A 19,791-nucleotide genomic window follows, 5' to 3' on the forward strand; every position below is an offset into this window, starting at 1 on the left:
AATGTATCGCGCTAATGTTTAGTGCGCAAGATATATTTATGAAAAAATTCGGATCAGTTGAATTTTCACCGCAAACGCAGAACGACTGTGGGAGCGAGCCTGCTCGCGAAGAGGGCGTGTCAGGCAACATCAATATCGCCTGACATGCCCTCATCGCGAGCAGGCTCGCTCCCACAGGGGAGGATTTTCGGGAGGTTTGAAAATTAGAGGCTGTCTTGCAGATGCCGACGCAGTTCCTGCAGTTCTGCCTGGAGTTTCTGCAGTCGCTCCAGCGTCATGCCGCTGGCGCCGAGGATGCATTGCGGAATGTCACGGGCCTTGTCGCGCAAGGCGCGGCCCTGTTCGGTGAGTTCGACGATCACCACGCGCTCGTCCTCACGGCTGCGGGTGCGGCTGAGCAGGCCTTCGGCCTCCAGACGCTTGAGCAGTGGCGTGAGCGAGCCGGGATCGGTCAACAGGCGCGCACTGATTTCACCTACGGTCAAACCGTCCTTCTCCCACAGCACCATCATCGCCAGGTATTGCGGATAGGTCAGGCCCAGCGCCTGCAGCAAGGGCTTGTAGACCTTGGTCATCATCAGCGAGGTGGAATGCAGGGCGAAACAGGCCTGGTTGTCGAGCAGCAGGTCGTCGCAATTGTCCGGTGTGTCGCGCTTGGTGGTCATTGGGGAGCCTTGATCAGTCATCTTCATGAATCTAGCGGGCAAATCTTTAACGCGCCAGACAATTCTGGGCTAGTGCCGGCCCAGATGGGTTTGCAGCTCCAGGTCCCAGGGCGGAATGGGGCTGAAACGGGTTTTCAGGTATTCCAGGAGAAGGCGACTGCGTGAGTTGGGTTGTTGCTGCAGTCGCAAGGCGTAGATCCCGGAACTTTCCGGCTTTGGCAGGCCGTTCTCGCAGAACAACGGCAGCAATTCGCCGCGCAACAGGTATTCGCTGACGAGCCAGGTCGGCAAATGGGCAATGCCCAGGCCGGCCAGTGCGCTGTAGATCAACGCTTCGGCATTGTTGGCGCTCATGCGCACGCGCGACGGCCGATGCAATTGCATCTGGCCGTCCCGTTCAAAGCGCCAGGCGAAGGGAGGGGCCAGGCCGGCCCAGTCCAGGCCATCATGCTCAACCAGTTGCGCCGGATCATTCGGCACGCCGCGGCGTTGCAAGTAGGCGGGGCTGGCGCAGGCGATGCGCACCATGCTCGCCAGCGGCGTGGCCACCAACCGCGTATCGGCCAATTGCCCGGCGCGCAACACCAGGTCGACTTTGCCCAGGTTCAAGCCCTGCATGTCGACAAAGCTGTCGATCAACTGCAATTGCACGTCGAGGCCGGGATAGAGCAGCAGGAAATCCGCAATCACCGGTGCCAGGTGACGCCGCCCGAACGCGGCCGGTGCATCGATACGAATCAGACCTTCCGGAGCACTGCTCAGGGACACCGCTTCGGCCCGGGCCAGGCGCAATTCGGCGACGATCCTGCGTGCGCGCTCAGCGAACGCCATGCCCGCGGGTGTCGCGCGCACCGCATGGGTGCTGCGAATGAACAATTGGCTGCCGACGGCGCCTTCCAGGCTGTCAATGCGCCGCGCCACGGCCGAAGGCGTCAGGGGATGACGGCGTGATGCGGCGGAAAAACTGCCGGTTTCCAGAACGTCGAGAAACAGGCCCAGTTGATCGGTCAGTTGGTTGGGGTTCATGAGTGGCTCGATGCTTGTGCGAGTTTGGCATAGCCATTGTGCGTTGCTGTGCGTTTCGCCGCCAGAACCAGTTGCGTAGGATGAATCGCCTGACGTTTGGGAGAGACACACAGTGATTGAGTTTGTGTTGTACCTGGTTTTCGGCGCCGCCTTGGGAACCCTCGGCGGCCTCTTTGGCATCGGTGGGGGATTGATCGCCATTCCTATGCTGGGCGTGTTGTTCGGTCTCGATCAGCAGATTGCCCAAGGTACCGCATTGGTGATGGTGGTGCCGAACGTGATGCTGGCGCTGTGGCGCTACCACCAGCGCAACAAGATCGAGTTGCGCTACGCGCTGCCGCTGGCCTCGATGGGCTTTTGCTTCGCCTGGCTCGGATCGATCTGGGCGGTGGGTATCGATGCACAAAGCATGCGCATCGGTTTTGTCGCGTTCCTGATCGCGCTGTGCGCCTACAACCTGGTGCGGATGTTCTTCGCCAGTGCAGCGCCTTCAACGCAGATGAACCATTCATGGCCATGGCTGGGCGTGCTCGGTGCCGCATCCGGCACCATGGGCGGGCTGTTTGGCGTGGGCGGGGCGGTGGTGGCCACACCGGTGTTGACCAGCGTGTTCGGCACTACACAGGTGGTTGCCCAGGGCCTATCCCTGGCACTGGCACTGCCGAGCACCGGTGTGACGCTGGTGACCTATGGCGTGCATCACCAGGTGAACTGGATAATCGGAGTGCCACTGGCGATCGGCGGGCTGATGAGTATCAGCTGGGGCGTGAAGATCGCCCACAGCCTGCCGGAGCGCCTGTTGCGCGCCTTGTTTTGCGGCTTCCTGCTGTGCTGTGCGGTCATGCTTGTATTTAAAGCTTGAAGCCTTCGACGATATGCTCCGCCAGGCACTCGGTGATTGGTGACGGATTATGCAGGTTGCGCAACAGCATGATGCTGGCCTCGGGAAGCACTGGCAGGTCCTCGGCTTCACCCAGGATGCGCATGTCCGCAGTGATCAGGCTTTCGAGTTGCGCGGTGACAGCCAGGCCAGCGCTGACCACCGCCATGATCGCCGACAGACTGTCGCTGTTATACGCCACACGATAGTCGCGCCCTTGGGCATCAAGGGCGTTACAGGCCCACATCCGGCAGAAGCAATCGGTATTGAACATCGCCAGGCGCAACGGCGTCTGCTCGTGGGCGCTGTAGCATTGCGCCTCGGCCCAGACCAAACGCTCCTTGCGCAACAACTGGCCGATTTCGCTGCCCGGCTCACGGGTGACGATGGACAGGTCGAGGTCCTGGCGCATCAGCAGTTGTTTTGATGATTCACAATGCACTTCGATCTGGACCAGCGGATAGGATTGGGCAAACTGACGCAGGATCCCCGGCAGAAAACGCATCACGTAGTCGTCCGGGGTGCCAATGCGAACCGTACCGACCATGTGTGGCTCGCGCAGCGTGTTGAATACCTCGCTGTGCAGCTTGAGGATTCGCCGCGCATAACCCAACAGTACCTGGCCTTCGGCCGTGAGCCGCACCTGGCGTCCGTCGCGCTGGAACAATTGGCGCTGCAGCACATCTTCTTCCAGCCGCTTCATCTGCATGCTGACGGCTGACTGGGTACGGTTGACCAATTCACCGGCACGGGTGAAGCCCCCCTGGTCGGCGATGGCGACAAAGGTACGCAGCACTTCGGTATCGATACTCGGGTAGGCAGACATTCATCAATCTCCGAGATGGTTACCATCAGAAACATTCGTTGGATTGATCTTAGACCTGGGCAGAGACTTGAGCCATCCAAACGGAGGGCAACAAGATGAAAGGTCATCATGAAATTCACGGCACTGAAAAACATTCGGTTCACCTGATATCCGACCTGTTGCACAAGTTCAGTCGCTGGTACGAACTGCACCGTGAGCGCGAAATGCTGGCGAGCATGAGTGATGAGGCGTTGAAGGACATCGGCTTGAGTCGTGCCGACGTCGCCCACGAAGCTGAACTGCACTTCTGGCAAGACCCGATGAGCAACGGAAAATAGGCTCGACGACCCATGGAAATGTCCTGTCACTACCCCATTATCCCGGCCAAACCCCGGGCTGGTGGGGTAGGCGCGAGTCCGAAACAGATGGTCATAGAGCTTTGCTGGAGCCTGTTTCTGCGCTGGCCGAAGATCCCCTCCCCAACATTGAGGAGTGGTGTCATGGAACGACAAGGCATTGAACGAAGGCGTGCGAGGCATGGCGTGCGCGATGCGCTGCTCAGGCTCCGACAGCCCGTTTGGGCGGTGGTCACGCGATTGCAGCGCTGGCGCAAACTGAACAGGGATCGAAGAGAACTGGCGCGACTGAGCGATGACTGCCTGCGTGATATTGGCTTGAGTCGAGCCGATGTCCGCAGGGAGTCTGCCCGGCCATTCTGGAATGATCCTCTCAAGCGATGAGGCGTTGGTAGTGGCGTTTTTCCCGCCTGCCGCTAAGGTGGGAAGACCCTTGCCGAAGAGCCGCCAGATGCCTGCATCCCTGTCTTTTTCCTTGAAACAAGCCAGACGCCTGGCGCTGACCGCACAAGGTTTTGGCGGGCGCCAGCCCCCTGTTCCGGTCAAGCCTGCCCGGATCAATCGATTGATCGATCGCCTGGGCATTTTGCAGATCGACTCGGTCAATGCGCTGGTGCGTTCGCACTACCTGCCGCTGTTTTCCCGGCTTGGCCAGTATCGCGCCGACTTGCTCGACCAGGCCGCCTGGAGCCAGGGGCGACAGCGTACCTTGTTCGAATACTGGGGGCATGAAGCGTCCTTGCTGCCCTTGTCGATGTATCCACTGATGCGCTGGCGCATGCAGCGGGCAAGCCGTGGCGAAGACATTTATCAGCAACTGGCGCGTTTCGGTCGTGAACAGCAGGACACGGTTCGCCGGGTGCTGGCCTGCGTTCAGGAGCAGGGCGCGTTGGGCGCTGGCAGCCTGTCGACCCGCCAGGAACGGGCAGGGCCCTGGTGGGACTGGAGTGCGGAAAAGCACGCACTGGAATGGCTGTTCGCCGCCGGCGAAGTGACAGTGGCAGGCAGGCGCGGCTTCGAACGCCTCTATGACCTGCCGGAGCGGGTTATTCCTTCGGCGATACTGGCCCAGCCAATTCTGAGCGAGGCTGAGGCCCAGCGCGGGCTGATACGGCATGCTGCGTCGGCCTTGGGCGTCGGCACCGAGAAAGACCTGAGAGACTATTTTCGCTTGGGTCCTGCTGACAGTCGTCCGCGCCTGGCGGAGTTGGTCGAGGCAGGCGAGTTGCTCTGCTGCGAAGTCGAGGGCTGGCGGCAACCTGCCTATTGCCTGCCTGAGCCAAAGTTGCGGCGCAAGGTCGAGGCCAGTGCCTTGCTTTCACCGTTCGACTCACTGATCTGGGAGCGCAGCCGTACCGAGCGGCTGTTTGATTTTCGTTATCGGCTGGAGATCTACACGCCGCCGGACAAGCGGGTCTATGGCTATTACGTCCTGCCGTTCTTACACAATGAACGGATTGCCGCGCGGGTCGACCTGCGTGCCGAGAGGGCGGCCGGGCGGTTGGCGGTGCATGCGGTGCATGAGGAAGCGTCGGGGCTGGATGACGAGGGAATGCTGGCGTTGGCGGTGAATCTTCGGCGGATGGCGGATTGGCTGGGACTGGCGCAAGTCCAGTTGAACTGCCCGCGGGCGAGTGCGGCGAGGTTGAGGGTGGCATTGGCCAGTATTGATGGTGCCTGAGCCGACCCCTTCGCGAGCAGGCTCGCTCCCACAGTAAACCGAGTTGCCCTGTAGGGCGCGGTCCTCTGTGGGAGCAAGCCTGCTCGGAAAGAATTCAGCGCTATTTAACGCCGAACTTGCTTCAGGGTTTCAGCAATCAGGAAGGCCAGTTCCAGCGACTGATCGGCATTCATCCGCGGGTCGCAATGCGTATGGTAGCGATCCGACAGGCCGTCCTCGGTAATCGGCCGCGCTCCACCGATGCACTCGGTGACGTTTTGCCCGGTCATCTCGATATGAATGCCGCCCGCGTAACTGCCCTCCGCTTCGTGAACCTGGAAGAACTGCTTCACTTCCCCAAGGATCTGCGCAAAGTCGCGGGTCTTGTAGCCACTACTGGCCTTGATCGTGTTGCCGTGCATCGGATCGGAACTCCAGAGCACCTGCCGGCCTTCTCGCTGCACGGCGCGGATCAGTTGTGGCAAATGATCGCCGACCTTGTTCGCGCCCATGCGTGCGATCAGGTTCAGGCGCCCCGGATCGTTGTCGGGGTTGAGCACGTCGATCAGGCGAATCAGGTCCTCGGGATTCATGCTCGGGCCGACCTTGACCCCGATCGGATTGTTCACCCCGCGCAGGAATTCGACATGCGCGCCATCGAGCTGGCGGGTGCGGTCGCCGATCCACAGCATGTGCGCCGAACAGTCGTAATAGTCGTTGGTCAGGCTGTCGCGACGGACGAAGGCTTCCTCGTAATTGAGCAGCAGCGCTTCGTGGGCGGTGAAAAAACTTGTTTCGCGCAGTTGCGGCGAGCTGTCCATACCACAGGCGCGCATGAACGCCAGGGTTTCATCGATGCGGTCGGCGAGGTGGCTGTATTTTTCCGCCAGGGCCGAGTTGGCGATGAAGTCCAGGTTCCATTTGTGCACCTGGTGCAGGTCGGCAAACCCGCCCTGGGCGAAGGCGCGCAGCAGGTTGAGGGTGGCGGTGGACTGGTGGTACGACTGCAGCAGGCGTTCCGGGTCCGGCACGCGGCTTTTTTCATCGAAACCGATGCCGTTGACGATATCGCCACGGTAGGCCGGCAATGTCACGCCGTCGATGGTCTCGTCGTTGGCCGAGCGAGGCTTGGCGAACTGTCCGGCCATGCGCCCGACCTTGACCACCGGGCAGCCGGCCGCGAACGTCATGACAATGGCCATTTGCAGCAGCACCTTGAAGGTGTCGCGGATTTTCGCAGCGGAAAATTCGGCGAAACTTTCGGCGCAATCGCCGCCCTGCAGCAAAAACGCTCGTCCCTGGGTCACTTCGGCGAACTGACGGCGCAATTCCCGGGCTTCCCCGGCAAACACCAGCGGCGGGTAGCTGGCCAGGGTCTGCTCGACGTGCTGCAGATGCGCCGCGTCGGGGTATTGAGGTTGTTGCTGGATCGGCAGGGCGCGCCAGCTGTCAGGGCTCCAGGGTTGGCTCATCATGATCTCTAGTGTTTTCCGCTCGGACGTCCATGTTATCAGCAATTAGTGCGTGACCTGTTCCCGTCGCTTCGCGGACAATCGCGCCTTTGCCGCTTCATGCTGCGGTTTATCGCGTTGCTGTTTGCCCAAGAAGGCCCGGCAACGATCAGGAGACGAAATGACTGAGGAGCGCGTCGAGCATCTGCTCGCCGAGGTGCAGGACGAATATGGCGTGATTCGCGTGCTGGAAGTGGCCGATTACCGCTTCCTCGAATTCGGTGATGCCATCGAGCAAAGTTGCGTGTTCACGGCCGATCCGAGCTGGCTCGAGTACGACTATACCCGGGCGATGCTGATTGGCGCGCTGTGCCATGAACAGCCGGAAAGCGCGCTGTTCCTGGGGCTTGGCGCCGGAACGCTGACCCAGGCCTGCCTCAAGTTCCTGCCCCTGGAAGATGTCGAAGCCATTGAGCTGCGCCCGGATGTGCCGCGCCTGGCCATCGAGTACCTGGGGCTGGACGACGACCCACGCCTGTATATCCGCGTGGGCGACGCGCTGGAGCTGCTCGACACCGCCGAGCCTGCGGACCTGATTTTTGTCGATCTCTACACCGACGTCGGCCCGGGTGTCGGGCATCTGGCCTGGACATTCCTGGAGAACTGTCAGAAGCGCCTGAATCCGGGAGGCTGGCTGGTGATCAACCAATGGGCCACCGACGATGGCAAGCCATTGGGCGCCGCGTTGCTGCGCGGGCTCTACCATCGGCATTACTGGGAGCTGCCGGTGAAGGAGGGCAACGTGATCCTGATCGTGCCATCGGAACTGGATCAGACGCTGGACATGGAAAGCCTGACCGCACGAGCCGAAGCATTGGCGCCGCGGTTGGGGTATTCGTTGCAGTCGCTGATCAAGGCGATTCGCCCGGCGACCTGAGAACACAAATCCCCATGTAGGAGCTGCCGCAGGCTGCGATCCTTTGATCTTAAAAAACAAAATCAAGAGATCGCAGCCTGCGGCAGCTCCTACAGGGGTCAACAACCTTTGAAAATTCCGGGGCGGCGCTCCACCAGTGACCGCACACCCTCCTGTGCATCCTCGCTGGCCAGTAATTTCTTCACCAGCGCCGGCAACCCTTGCGCTGCGGCGGTTTCGCCCTCGTAGCGGGCCTGTCGGGCAGACATCAATGTTGCCTGAACCCCCAACGGCGCCTGCCGGGCAATGCGCTCGGCCAGTTCAAAAGCCCGTGGCAACAAATCCTCGCTGGCCATGACTTCCTGCACCAGGCCCAGGTGCAAGGCATCATGGGCATCGAATTCGTCGCCGGTCAGCATCCAGCGCATGGCATTGCCCCAGCCGGCCACCTGATGCAGGCGCAAGGTGGCACCACCGAAGGGGAAGATGCCGCGTTGCACTTCCATTTGCGCAAAGCGGGTGTTGCTGGCGCACAGGTTGATATCGGCGGCCAGCATCAACTCGATGCCGATGGTCAGGCAGTAGCCCTGGGCGGCGACGATCACCGGTTTGCTGACCCTGGGCCCGGCGAAGACCCCCCAGGGGTCGCAGCCACCGGGTGGGGCTTGCCAACCTTCGGACAGTGCCGCGCTGGCGCTGACCAGGTCCAGGCCGGCGGTAAAATGCTCGCCATGCCCGAAGACCACGGCCACCCGTGCTTCACTGTCAGCTTCGAATTCACCGTAGGCCAGGCTCAACTCGTTGAGCAGGTCGAGATCAAAGGCGTTGCGCTTGGCGACCCGGTCCAGTCCGATCAACAGGACATGACCACGCTTTTCCCGACTCACACGGCTGGTATTGAGCTCTTTCATGGTGCATTTCCTCGAGCGGCTGAGGGCGCGCAGACTCAAGGTCTGTGGCGGGTGGGTGAACCGTTTTAGCGTCATCGCCCACGGGGCAGGGCCTTTGAAAAGTAGACGCTCGAGCGATTATCCGCAAAGCCTGCGATAGAACGCCGTGCGCGGGAGTTTTGCGATAAAAAAAGCTCCCTTTTTCGGCAAATTCCGGTATAGTGCGCGCCGGCCTTTAGCCGGGCCGCGTTTAGGTGGCGCAATTCCCCGAAGTCAGATTCGGTTGCACGTTCGCCCAGCGAACTCTTCCTAAACGATTCTTTCATTCATTCGTTTTCGCAAATCCCCGCCGACAAAGCTGCCAGGGCGACTCTTGAGTCTCAACACGGCATGCGCAGCTTTGGAGCATGGGTCTTTGCGGATGCACTTAGAGGCAGACCCATGACCCAGGAAATCGGCGGCTTCGCCGCTCTTGAACTTCACCCTAATATTGTCGCTGCAGTAGTCGCTACCGGCTATGAAGAGCCTTCGGCCATTCAGCAGCAGTCGATCCCGATCATTCTCGCCGGTCACGATATGATTGGCCAGGCGCAAACCGGTACCGGTAAAACCGCTGCCTTTGCCCTGCCTATCCTGCACCGCATTGATCCGTCCAAGCGCGAGCCGCAAGCTCTGATCCTGGCCCCAACTCGTGAGTTGGCGCTACAAGTTGCAACCGCTTTCGAAACCTACGCCAAGCAAATGCCGGGCGTAACTGTTGTGGCTGTCTACGGCGGCGCGCCGATGGGCCCACAATTGAAAGCAATCCGTAATGGCGCACAAATCGTTGTCGCCACTCCGGGCCGTCTGTGCGACCACCTGCGTCGCGACGAAAAAGTTCTGGCGACCGTGAACCACCTGGTTCTCGACGAAGCAGACGAAATGCTCAAGCTGGGCTTCATGGACGACCTGGAAGTCATCTTCAAGGCCATGCCGGAAACCCGTCAGACCGTACTGTTCTCGGCCACCTTGCCGCAATCGATTCGTGCCATCGCTGAGCGCCACCTGCGCGATCCGAAACACGTCAAGATCCAGAGCAAGACCCAGACCGTTACCGCGATCGAGCAGGCTCACCTGCTGGTTCACGCTGACCAGAAGACTTCCGCCGTTCTCAGCTTGCTGGAAGTGGAAGACTTCGACGCCCTGATCATGTTCGTGCGCACCAAGCAAGCGACCCTGGACCTGGCCAGCGCCCTGGAAGCCAAAGGCTACAAAGCCGCTGCGCTGAACGGTGACATTGCCCAGAACCAGCGTGAGCGCGTGATCGACTCCCTCAAGGATGGCCGTCTGGACATCGTTGTGGCGACCGACGTTGCTGCTCGTGGCCTGGACGTTCCGCGCATCACTCACGTGTTCAACGTTGACATGCCGTACGACCCTGAGTCCTACGTTCACCGTATCGGTCGTACCGGCCGTGCCGGTCGCGAAGGTCGTGCCTTGCTGCTGGTGACTCCACGTGAGCGCCGCATGCTGCAAGTGATCGAGCGTGTAACCGGTCAGAAGGTTGCTGAGGTTCGCCTGCCGGACGCTCAAGCCGTTCTGGATGCGCGCATCAAGAAACTGACCAACAGCCTGTCGCCGCTGGTGGCTGAAGCCGAATCGACTCACGGTGATCTGCTCGATCGCCTGACCGCCGACATCGGTTGCAGCCCGCGTGCCCTGGCCGCAGCCCTGCTGCGCAAGGCAACCAACGGTCAAGCGTTGAACCTGGCCGCTATCGAGAAAGAGCGTCCACTGGTGCCGAACAACGCACCGCGTGGCGATCGTCCAGAGCGTTCCGGTGATCGTCCTGAGCGTGGTGACCGCGAGCGTCGCGCACCAATCCCTCTGGCCGAAGGCCGTGCTCGTTGCCGTACCGCGCTGGGTGCGCGTGATGGTATCGCTGCCAAGAACCTGCTGGGCGCGATCCTCAACGAAGGTGGTCTGGCGCGTGAAGCTATCGGTCGCATCCAGGTGCGTGACAGCTTCAGCCTCGTCGAATTGCCGGAAGACGGTCTTGAGAAGTTGCTGAGCAAGCTGAAGGACACTCGCGTTGCCGGTAAGCAGTTGAAGCTGCGTCGCTACCGCGAAGATTGATCCGCTCTCGGGCTGATTGATCGAACATAAAAAATCCCCGACTGGTTCGGGGATTTTTTATGTCTGCGATTTGTTGTTGTTGTAGGAGCAGCCGGTCGACGCTCCTACATTATGGGGTTATTCGGCAGTTGGCCCGCCACCCGCCGTCACCACCTGAATGCTCATGCGCGGTGTCGCCAGATCCAGTCCGGCTTCATCCAGATGCCGTTTGAGCGACAGGTTGAATGCCCGTGAAACTTCCCATTGCTTGATCGGAGCGGTCTTGAATCGAGCCCGCAGAATCGCGTTGCCGGACTCGAAGCTCTCCACGCCCTGAAACTCCAGGGGCGACCAGATATTGCGTCGTTGCAGCGGGTCGGTGCGCATTTTCTGGCCGACGTCGCGCATCAGCTTGATCGCATTGTCGATGTCCATGCTGGCAGGCACCGCGACCCGGAATATCGCGTAGCCAAATTCCCGGGAGTAGTTCTTGATGCTCTTGATTTCGCTGAACGGAATGGTGTGGACGATGCCGTCGATGTCCCGCAGGCGCACGGTGCGGATGGTCAGGCCCTCGACGGTGCCCAGGTGGCCGCCGACGTCCACGTAGTCGTCGATGGCAAGGGAGTCTTCGATGATGATGAACAGGCCGGTGATCAGGTCGGCGACCAGCGATTGGGCGCCAAAGCCGATGGCCAGGCCGATCACACCGGCACCGGCCAGCAGTGGCGTAACGTTCATGCCCATGTTCGCCAGGGCGACGATCAGCGCGATGATGAAAATCGCCACGAACAGCACGTTGCGGATCAGCGGCATCATGGTTTGCGCGCGGGCGTTGGCCAGGCCTTTGCGCGAGCGGGTGAGGGCGTGATGCACGGCAGTGTCGCTGAGGATCCAGATCAGCCAGGCAAAGATCAGGGTGCCAATAAGGCTGAACAGCTTGACGCTGACCTCATGTCCTTCGCCTTCGGTAAAGCCGATCAGTGACATGCCCCACACCCGCAGGCCCAGTTCGATGAATGCCAGCCATACCACTAGATGGGCCAGGGTATAGAAGAAGTTTTTCAGGCGTTCCGAATACAGCGCGTGACGCTTCGCGCCGCGTTGCGGTTTGAGGGCGTGGCGGCGCACCAGGCCATTGATGACCATGCACAACACCAGCAACACGGTGCAGATCAGCGACTGGCGCAGCGCGGTGCTGGTGTCGCCTGCCGAGACGAAGGTGGCGAACAGCGAGATCCCCACCAGCACCAGTGCCGGTACAAACCAGAAGGTGCCGAGAATTTCGATGGTGTCGCTGAGGGCGCGGCGGGTTAGGCGCCGGGACAGTGGCTGATTGCGGATCAGGTGGGCAATCGGGCGCCGGAAACGCAGGATGAACAGCCCCGTGGACAACGCCGCCAACACATTGGCCACCGTCGCCGCAGTGTGCGCCAGGTGTACGCCAAGGCTTTCAACCAGGCGTGGGTCGCTCAAGGCCTCACCAAAAGCGGCGAAACTGCCGATCAACCATAGTGGTCGGAAGGCCTGGTGCCGCAGGATGTACAGGGCCCGGTGGCGGTGTGGGCCGTCGAGCAGGGAAAAGGCAATCACACAGATTGCTGAGAAACAGGTGCCGACCACCAGTGCATAGGCCAGCACCATGGCCAGGCTTTTACCGAGTGACGATGGCAGGGCGTAACTCATGTAGACGGTGATGACCAAGGCAATCAACCACGGCCCCAGCTTGCGCAGGGCAAAGCGCAGCATATCCACGGCCCGGGGGTGTTGCGGCAATTCCTCGGTCAGGCCGAAGCGCATCCGTACCCGATGGCTGACCCAGATCAGCACCGCCGCCAGCAGGCTCCAGACCATCAGGATCATGGCAAAGGCGAAGATGATCGGCAGCCACTCGCTGGCCGGCAGCACCAGTGCCGCCAATTCATCCTTGGCCAGGTCGAATTCGGCGGACCAGCGAGTGATTGGGCTGTCGGCGCCGGAGAATTGCTTTTCGAAACTGGCCAGGGTCCCGCCAATCAGGCCCAGCACGCCTTCCTCTGCGACCGGTTGGGCTTTTTTTGTGGCGTCGCGCAGCTTCTTCAGATCAGCCAGCAGCTTGCTGCGCTGCTGATCGTTCTCCAGTGACTTGATGACTTCGTCGAGGGATTGCCCAAGGGGTTCCTGCGCCTCGGGTTGGGTTTTTGCCGGGCTGCCAAGCAGGCCCGGCAACCCGACAGCCTGGGCAGGCGCTGATGCCATCAGGGTCATCAGGCAGATTAGGAAAAGACATGGCAGGGCGAGCAGGCGAGCGAACACTAGGCGGTCAACCTCGAAATGGGCAGGTCGACCGAGTGTACGAGCCCGTCAAAACCAATGCGAGCGGGGTGGGGATTTTATTCGTTGAGTTTGGCGAGGATCTTGAAGATCACCGTGGCCAGGATCAACAGCATGCCGAGCCACATGGCGAGCACGCCGGCGTTCTTGTCGCGAAAATTGAAACCGACTGCCAGCATGATCATCCCGATAAGAATGGGGATGAGCATGGCGTGAAATGAAGACATTGTGATCATGGCGACTGCCTTGTCAAAGGAGTGGTTGAAGTCTAGGTGGCTTTTTGCAGGGTGCTGTCTGCAGGAGCGAGCATGCTCGCTCCTACAGATGCAGATGCAGATTCATGCGCGGTTATGGCAATTCGCGGCAGGCGTAGAACGCGCTGAGCACCTTGACCAGATGCGCCAGGTCATGGCTGCCGCACAATTCGCGAATCGAATGCATGGCGAAGGTCGGCAGGCCGATGTCCACGGTACGCACCCCCAGGTGGCTGGCGGTGATCGGGCCGATGGTCGAGCCGCAACCCATGTCGCTGCGCACCACGAAGCTCTGCACCGGCACTTCTTCGGCCATGCACAGGTGGCGGAAGAACCCGGCGGTTTCGCTGTTGGTGGCGTAGCGCTGGTTGCTGTTGACCTTGATCACAGGGCCGGCGTTGAGTTTCGGGCCGTGATTGGCATCGTGCTTGTCGGCGTAGTTGGGGTGCACGCCGTGGGCGTTGTCGGCCGAGACCAGCAGGGATTTCTGGATGGTGCGTACGAATTCATCACCTTCTGGCAGCAGGCGGCGCAACGTCTGCTCCAGCATCGGGCCGTCGGCACCGCAGGCCGAGCAGGACCCGACTTCCTCGTGGTCATTGCAGACCAGGACGCACGTTTCGTCGGTGTCCGTGGTCAGCAGCGCTTGCAGGCCGGCATAGCATGACAGCAGGTTGTCCAGGCGCGCGCCGGCGATGAAATCACCATGCAGGCCGATGACGGCCGCGCTTTGGGTGTCGTAGAAACTCAATTCGTAATCCAGCACGACGTCGGCGTTCAGGCCGTGTTCGCGGGCCAACTGGTCGGTGAGCACCGCGCGGAAATCCACGCGCTCGTCCCCGGCGAATTGCGCCAGTACCGGGGGCAGTTCGGTCTGGGCGTTGATCGCCCAGCCCATGTTGGCTTCACGATTGAGGTGAATGGCCAGGTTAGGGATGATCGCGATCGGTGCCTTGAAGTCGATCAGCTGGCTCTCGACCTTTCCATCACGACGGAAGGTGACGCGGCCGGCCAGGGACAGGTCGCGGTCGAACCAGGGGGCCAACAGGGCGCCGCCATAGACTTCGACGCCCAGTTGCCAGAAACCCTGGCGTTGCAGTTCCGGCTGCGGCTTGACCCGCAGGCACGGGCTGTCGGTGTGGGCTCCGACCAGGCGAATGCCGCCGTGCAGTGGCGAGTGCCGGCCCATCTTGATCGCGACGATCGAGGAGTCGTTACGGGTGACGTAGTAGCGACCATTGGCTTCGGTGCTCCATGGCTCGCGTTCGTCCAGGCGTTGGAATCCCGCCGCTTCCAGTCGCTGAACAAGGCTGGCGGTGGCATGAAACGGGGTAGGGGAGGCCTTGAGGAAATCGATCAGGCCTTGGTTCAACTCTTCGCGCATAAGTAGCTCCAGACAGCAATGGCGCCAGTTTAACGTATTGGCCCGGTGCATTGGACAAGAGCTTGCAGCAACGGGCCTGGTCGGGCGCTCAATGGGTCATTCGCTCGCGCAGGTAGGCAATGATGGTTTGTTCGTCCCCGGATTTTGCCGGTCGCGGCAGATGTTTTGGCCAGCGACCCTTTTCCGTGCCGAAAAACCTTCTTTGTTTGTCTTCGTCCCAGCGCAAGATTTCGCGGGAGGCGGACTCCCACCATTCATGGCGGCACACTTCGTAATACGGATGTTCGGGCGCCGCGCTTCCGTACAGCAGGTCGCGACCGACCTTTTTCACGCTCTTGCGCTTGTTGCGCAGCTTCCACTTGATGCGCAGGCGCTGCCAGGGTGAGGGCACGGGCTTGCAGCGCGGGACTTCTGTGCACAGCGCCGGCAGCTCGGCACGGAATTGCTCGCCATGGCGGGAGAAAAAATGCTTCTGCATGGCATGGAAGAAGCGTTTTTCAGCGAAGTAGTGATAGACGAACTTCTTTGCTTCCTGAACCGGTTGGTTGCGCATCGCGAACGACAGGGCGATTTGCTCGATGGTGTGGATATCGAATGAGTCTCGGGTCCATTCATCGATCAGGCGGATTGATTCATCGAGCAACCGCGTATCACCGTCGGTGACACCGCACAGCCCGCTGTTATACAGCTTGAAACTGTTGTTGGCCGAGATGCCATGAGCTTGCAGGCAGCGGCCGAGCTTGACGTAGTCCGGGCGTTCGCAGACGTAGCTCCAGTCGTACTCAAAACGGTCCATGACATAACGCCCGGGCGCGATTCGGTCGAAGACGCGATGCGGCGATTCCAGGAACAGTGTATCGGTGTCGACGAACAGCGTCTTTTGCGCAAGCTTCAGCCCTTGGGCAATGGCGCAGGCCTTGCGTCGATGGTGATAGCCGTTTTCGCCCTGCCACTGGGTCATGGTCTGCTCGCTCAGGGCGATCGTGTCCACCGGCCAGCCAGCATAATCTTCCGGGCGATCGGTCATGACCCTGATGCACAGCGACTCGCCCCGTTTGAGTTGTGCCAGGGCGGTGAGCATGCTGAACTTGGCTTCGCGCCGGTAGACATCCTGGTTGCCATAGATGAGGTAGAGCAACTGGTGCGGTGTTTTTTCCAGGGGGGGCAGCGCTTCGCGCATAAGTAGCTCCAGGCAACAGTGACGCGAGTTTACCGTATTGGTCCGGGGCAATGCAGGTGCACTGTTCTCAGTAATGTTGTAACAACAAATGAAAAACGCCCTTCATTGCAAGGGCGTTTTCAATGGGCTTTCAGTGGTCGCCCACTCAAAAAGGCGCAGGGCACTCGAAGCGCAGTCGCTCACCGCTTTGCGGGTGAGTGAAGCTGAGCATGCTGGCATGCAGGCACAGGCGTGGCCAGGCGTCCAGGGCTTGCTCATGGGCGTAGAGTCCGTCGCCCAGCAATGGATGACCGATCGACAGCATGTGCACGCGCAATTGGTGCGAACGGCCGGTGATCGGCGTGAGTTCGACGCGACACCAATCGCCGCAGCGCTCCAGCACGCGCCAGAAGGTCAGGGCGTGTTTGCCGAATTCATGGTCCACCACGTGACGTGGCTTGGTCGGCGGGTCGTAGCGCAGCGGCAAGTCGATGCTGCCACTGTCGAGCTCCGGCTGGCCCCAGCACAATGCGGTGTAGGCCTTTTCCGTTTCGCGGTCGTGAAATTGCCGAGACAATTCACGGTGCGTATCGGGATCCCGGGCCAGCAGGATGATGCCGGAGGTTTCCCAGTCCAGTCGGTGGACGATTCGCGCTTCCGGGTAGCCGTTTTCCTGCAGGCGGGTAATCAGGCAGTCCTTATTGTCTTCGGCCCGACCGGGCACGGAGAGCAACAGGGTGGGTTTGTTGACCACCAGGACAGCAGCGTCCTCATGGATGATGTGAATATTGGACAGCGGCATCAAACAGCCTCGTTACAAACGCCAACGGCGGTTCAGGCCTGCAGGCCTGAACCGCCGTGGTTCCACCCGGATCGACTCAGCGATCTGGCAGGGTGATATTGAGTTCCAGAATCGAGCAGCTGCCCTGGCTTTCCAGTGCGACGTGCACGTCATCGGACCCGATATTGACGTACTTGCGAATCACCTCGACCAGTTCCTTCTGCAAGGCTGGCAGGTAATCCGGGGTACTGCGTTGGCCGCGTTCGTGCGCCACGATGATCTGTAGACGCTCTTTCGCTACCGACGCGGTGCTTTGCTTTTTGTTGGCACGAAAGAAGTCAAAAAGGTTCATTGGTTAGTTGCCTCCAAACAGGCGCTCGAAGAATCCCTTCTTCTGTACATCAAGGAAACGATGTTCCACGGTTTTACCCAGCAGGCGGTCCACGGTATCGCTGTAGGCCTGGCCTGCATCGCTCTGGTCGTCGAGAATCACCGGAACGCCCTGGTTGGATGCCTTGAGCACCGCCTGGGATTCAGGGATCACGCCGAGCAGGGCCACAGAGAGAATCTCCTTGACGTCTTCGACGCCGAGCATTTCGCCCTTGCTCACGCGCTCTGGATGGTAACGGGTAATCAGCAGGTGTTCCTTGATCGGGTCTTCGCCACGCTCGGCTCGACGGGACTTGCTGGCCAGCAGGCCAAGCATGCGGTCGGAGTCGCGCACCGAGGAGACTTCCGGGTTGGTCACCACGATCGCTTCGTCAGCGAAGTACATGGCCAGGTGAGCACCTTTTTCGATACCCGCCGGGGAGTCGCAGACCACGAACTCGAAGTCTTCCTTGAGTTGCATCAGGACTTTTTCCACGCCTTCGACCGTCAGTGCGTCTTTGTCGCGGGTCTGGCTGGCGGCCAGTACGTAGAGGTTTTCCAGGCGCTTGTCTTTGATCAAGGCCTGTTGCAGGTTGGCTTCGCCGTTCACTACGTTGACGAAGTCATACACCACGCGGCGCTCGCAACCCATGATCAGGTCGAGGTTACGCAAACCGACGTCGAAGTCGACAATGACTGTTTTGTGACCGCGCAGAGCGAGGCCGGTACCGATAGCGGCGCTGGTGGTGGTCTTACCCACACCACCCTTGCCGGATGTAACCACGAGAATCTTGGCCAAGGTGTTTCACCCCTAAGGAAAAAGGACTTTTAGCCCCTGAAAAACATCTCTTGAAAACTACAGCAGTTGGACAGCCTTGGCTGGAATATGGCCGCAGACGGCATTTACCCCCGGTAAACACTGTTTGTAGCCTGTTTCCTACTTCGTTTGAGCCGTTTTCGCTACGTTTTAGAGATGCTTGGAAAATGCGGCAGTATCCGTTAAAGCCGAATGATGTTCAACACGTCGCCAGACAGGCTGACCTGCACACCCGAGCCCCACAATGGGTCGCGGCGCAGATCTTCGGAAACCTTGTAATGTCCGGCAATAGAGATCAGTTCAGCGCTCATTTGCTGGCAGAAAATCCGTGCCTTGGTGTCGCCTTTGACGCCGGCCAGCACACGACCGCGCATCGGGCCGTATACATGGATGTTCCCATCGGCGAGAAGTTCCGCCCCCGGGCTGACCGAGGAGATCACTACCAGGTCACTGCCCTGGGCATAGATCTGCTGGCCACCGCGCACTGGCGAAGTGATGATTTTCGTCGGCTTGATGGTCGGTTCCGCTGGTTTTTCCGGTTTTTTCGCAACGACACCTTCGTTCATGTCCAGCGCCCGTTCACGGGCCCCGGATGGCGGCAACACCGGCAGGTCGACGGCGATGGCGGCCGCGATGTCTTCGATGCGGCTGGCACGGATGGCCAGGGTACGCAGGCCATGCTGGCGGCAGATGCGCATCAGGCCGGGCAGATCGACGGCACCACCGTTGGCCGGGAGTTTGTCCAAAGCCAGGACCAGCGGTGCATTACTGAAGAAGTTCGGCGCCTGAGCGACTTTGGCGGCCAGTTGCCGATCGAGGCCTTCAAGGTCATTTCGGGCCAGTTCCAGCACCGTTATGGCAAGCATGCTGCCCTTCAACTGGAACACGGGATCTTGGTCAAGCGGTTCGGTTTGGCTCATGGTCGGCATACAACGACTTGTCACTAAAAGTGCCCAGACTTATAACGAGAACGCCCGCGAGCCGCAAGCCGGGTCGAACGATGTAGAATGCGCGGCCAATGTCTTTTCGGAACCTTTAATGGATCGCCCGCGTTTTCGAACAACTTTTCTGATGCCGCGTTTCTGGCCACTCTGGTGCGGCCTGGGGCTGTTATGGTTGATTGTCCAGCTGCCGTACCCTGCATTGCTGTGGATCGGTCGGGTCCTGGGTGCCTTGATGTATCGGGTAGCGGCCGACCGGCGGCGCATTGCCAAGCGCAATCTCGAACTGTGCTTCCCGGAAAAATCCGCGGCAGAGCGCAAGCGTCTGCTCAAGGAAAACTTCGCGTCCACCGGTATCGCCTTCTTTGAAATGGCGATGAGCTGGTGGTGGTCACGCGAGCGGTTGGCGAAACTGGCCCATGTCGAAGGCCTGGAGCACCTGAAGAATGCCCAGCGTGAGGGCAAGGGCGTGATCCTGATGGCCGTCCACTTCACCACGCTGGAAATCGGCGCGGCGCTGCTCGGCCAGCAACACACCATCGACGGTATGTACCGCGAGCACAAGAACCCGCTGTTCGACTATGTGCAGCGTCGCGGTCGCGAGCGGCACAATCTGGATTCGTTGGCGGTGGAGCGTGAGGATGTGCGCGGCATGCTCAAGTTGCTACGCGCCGGCCGTGCGATCTGGTATGCGCCGGACCAGGACTATGGCGCCAAGCAAAGCATTTTCGTGCCGTTGTTCGGCATACAGGCCGCCACCGTCACCGCCACCAGCAAGTTCGCGCGGTTGGGCAAGGCGCTGGTGGTGCCGTTCACCCAGGAACGCCTGGCGGACGGCAGTGGGTATCGCCTGGTCATCCACGCGCCGCTCGAAGGCTTCCCGGGCGAAACCGAGGAAGCCGACTGCTTGCGCATCAACCAGTGGATAGAAGGCGTCTTGCGTGATTGCCCAGAGCAATACCTCTGGGCCCATCGCCGCTTCAAGAGCCGTCCGCCCGGTGAACCGAAGCTGTACCCAAAGCGCGGCTGA

General features: G+C 60.4%; 20 protein-coding genes. 7 read left to right on the top strand and 13 right to left on the bottom strand.

Annotated features, from left to right (window positions below):
• Positions 1–203 precede the first annotated feature (203 nt).
• Positions 204–665: a MarR family winged helix-turn-helix transcriptional regulator gene (locus CGA21_RS17940; RefSeq protein WP_020800394.1), complete on the bottom strand. Its 462-nt coding sequence runs from the start codon at positions 663–665 to the stop codon at positions 204–206.
• Positions 666–734: 69 nt separating this feature from the next.
• Entirely contained in the window at positions 735–1,691 is a 957-nt protein-coding gene (locus tag CGA21_RS17945) for a LysR family transcriptional regulator (RefSeq protein WP_188264720.1), read from the bottom strand.
• A 112-nt stretch (positions 1,692–1,803) separates the two neighbouring features.
• Here CGA21_RS17945 and CGA21_RS17950 point away from each other — a divergent pair, with 112 nt between their 5' ends.
• The gene (locus CGA21_RS17950; protein ID WP_110749146.1) at positions 1,804–2,553 is read left to right on the top strand and encodes a TSUP family transporter; all 750 of its coding nucleotides are present in this window, start codon (positions 1,804–1,806) and stop codon (positions 2,551–2,553) included.
• Here the strand turns inward: CGA21_RS17950 and CGA21_RS17955 are convergent.
• The gene (locus tag CGA21_RS17955) at positions 2,543–3,397 is read right to left on the bottom strand and encodes a LysR substrate-binding domain-containing protein (protein WP_110749144.1); all 855 of its coding nucleotides are present in this window, start codon (positions 3,395–3,397) and stop codon (positions 2,543–2,545) included. The genes CGA21_RS17950 and CGA21_RS17955 overlap by 11 nt on opposite strands.
• Positions 3,398–3,492: 95 nt before the next feature.
• On the opposite strand from CGA21_RS17955, the gene CGA21_RS17960 reads away from it, so the two are divergent.
• The 3 genes from CGA21_RS17960 to CGA21_RS17970 all read left to right on the top strand — a co-directional run bounded on the left by CGA21_RS17960 (position 3,493) and on the right by CGA21_RS17970 (position 5,413).
• A complete protein-coding gene (locus CGA21_RS17960; RefSeq protein ID WP_020800398.1) occupies positions 3,493–3,714 on the top strand; it encodes a DUF1127 domain-containing protein in 222 nt (73 codons plus the stop codon).
• Positions 3,715–3,876: 162 nt separating this feature from the next.
• A complete protein-coding gene (locus CGA21_RS17965) occupies positions 3,877–4,116 on the top strand; it encodes a DUF1127 domain-containing protein (protein ID WP_110749142.1) in 240 nt (79 codons plus the stop codon).
• 67 nt (positions 4,117–4,183) lie between these two features.
• Entirely contained in the window at positions 4,184–5,413 is a 1,230-nt protein-coding gene (locus CGA21_RS17970; protein ID WP_188264721.1) for a winged helix-turn-helix domain-containing protein, read from the top strand.
• A gap of 104 nt (positions 5,414–5,517) precedes the next feature.
• Here the strand turns inward: CGA21_RS17970 and CGA21_RS17975 are convergent, their stop codons facing one another.
• Positions 5,518–6,864: a class II 3-deoxy-7-phosphoheptulonate synthase gene (locus CGA21_RS17975; RefSeq protein WP_110749138.1), complete on the bottom strand. Its 1,347-nt coding sequence runs from the start codon at positions 6,862–6,864 to the stop codon at positions 5,518–5,520.
• A gap of 160 nt (positions 6,865–7,024) precedes the next feature.
• Here CGA21_RS17975 and CGA21_RS17980 point away from each other — a divergent pair, with 160 nt between their 5' ends.
• Positions 7,025–7,780 carry a spermidine synthase gene (locus CGA21_RS17980; RefSeq protein WP_110749136.1) on the top strand — a complete coding sequence of 252 codons (756 nt, stop codon included), beginning with the start codon at positions 7,025–7,027 and terminating at the stop codon, positions 7,778–7,780.
• A gap of 98 nt (positions 7,781–7,878) precedes the next feature.
• On the opposite strand, the gene CGA21_RS17985 is transcribed toward CGA21_RS17980, so the two are convergent.
• Positions 7,879–8,670: a crotonase/enoyl-CoA hydratase family protein gene (locus tag CGA21_RS17985; protein WP_033038621.1), complete on the bottom strand. Its 792-nt coding sequence runs from the start codon at positions 8,668–8,670 to the stop codon at positions 7,879–7,881.
• 420 nt (positions 8,671–9,090) lie between these two features.
• Here CGA21_RS17985 and CGA21_RS17990 point away from each other — a divergent pair, with 420 nt between their 5' ends.
• Positions 9,091–10,764, top strand: a complete 1,674-nt coding sequence (locus CGA21_RS17990) for a DEAD/DEAH box helicase (protein ID WP_020800404.1) — start codon at positions 9,091–9,093, stop codon at positions 10,762–10,764.
• A 117-nt stretch (positions 10,765–10,881) separates the two neighbouring features.
• On the opposite strand, the gene CGA21_RS17995 is transcribed toward CGA21_RS17990, so the two are convergent.
• The 8 genes from CGA21_RS17995 to minC all read right to left on the bottom strand — a co-directional run bounded on the left by CGA21_RS17995 (position 10,882) and on the right by minC (position 18,740).
• Positions 10,882–13,038 (bottom strand): mechanosensitive ion channel family protein, encoded by a 2,157-nt coding sequence (locus CGA21_RS17995; protein ID WP_188264722.1) that lies wholly within the window; start codon positions 13,036–13,038, stop codon positions 10,882–10,884.
• Between the two features lie 77 nt (positions 13,039–13,115).
• Positions 13,116–13,292, bottom strand: a complete 177-nt coding sequence (locus CGA21_RS18000; RefSeq protein ID WP_008056983.1) for a hypothetical protein — start codon at positions 13,290–13,292, stop codon at positions 13,116–13,118.
• Positions 13,293–13,404: 112 nt separating this feature from the next.
• Positions 13,405–14,694 carry a M18 family aminopeptidase gene (locus CGA21_RS18005; protein WP_110749133.1) on the bottom strand — a complete coding sequence of 430 codons (1,290 nt, stop codon included), beginning with the start codon at positions 14,692–14,694 and terminating at the stop codon, positions 13,405–13,407.
• Positions 14,695–14,782: 88 nt separating this feature from the next.
• Positions 14,783–15,874, bottom strand: coding sequence for a hypothetical protein (locus CGA21_RS18010; RefSeq protein ID WP_188264723.1), 1,092 nt, complete (start codon positions 15,872–15,874; stop codon positions 14,783–14,785).
• Between the two features lie 145 nt (positions 15,875–16,019).
• Positions 16,020–16,655, bottom strand: coding sequence for an RluA family pseudouridine synthase (locus CGA21_RS18015; RefSeq protein ID WP_110749129.1), 636 nt, complete (start codon positions 16,653–16,655; stop codon positions 16,020–16,022).
• A gap of 76 nt (positions 16,656–16,731) precedes the next feature.
• Positions 16,732–16,986, bottom strand: coding sequence for a cell division topological specificity factor MinE (gene minE / locus CGA21_RS18020; RefSeq protein ID WP_007974947.1), 255 nt, complete (start codon positions 16,984–16,986; stop codon positions 16,732–16,734).
• 3 nt (positions 16,987–16,989) lie between these two features.
• The gene (minD, locus tag CGA21_RS18025; protein WP_008056976.1) at positions 16,990–17,802 is read right to left on the bottom strand and encodes a septum site-determining protein MinD; all 813 of its coding nucleotides are present in this window, start codon (positions 17,800–17,802) and stop codon (positions 16,990–16,992) included.
• Between the two features lie 200 nt (positions 17,803–18,002).
• The gene (gene minC, locus CGA21_RS18030; protein ID WP_110749398.1) at positions 18,003–18,740 is read right to left on the bottom strand and encodes a septum site-determining protein MinC; all 738 of its coding nucleotides are present in this window, start codon (positions 18,738–18,740) and stop codon (positions 18,003–18,005) included.
• 118 nt (positions 18,741–18,858) lie between these two features.
• Between minC and CGA21_RS18035 the strand changes: the two genes are divergently transcribed.
• On the top strand, positions 18,859–19,791 hold the full coding sequence (locus CGA21_RS18035) for a lipid A biosynthesis lauroyl acyltransferase (protein WP_020800412.1): 933 nt from the start codon (positions 18,859–18,861) through the stop codon (positions 19,789–19,791).

Source organism: Pseudomonas sp. PSB11 (assembly GCF_014596605.1).
GTDB classification, from domain to species: domain Bacteria; phylum Pseudomonadota; class Gammaproteobacteria; order Pseudomonadales; family Pseudomonadaceae; genus Aquipseudomonas; species Aquipseudomonas umsongensis.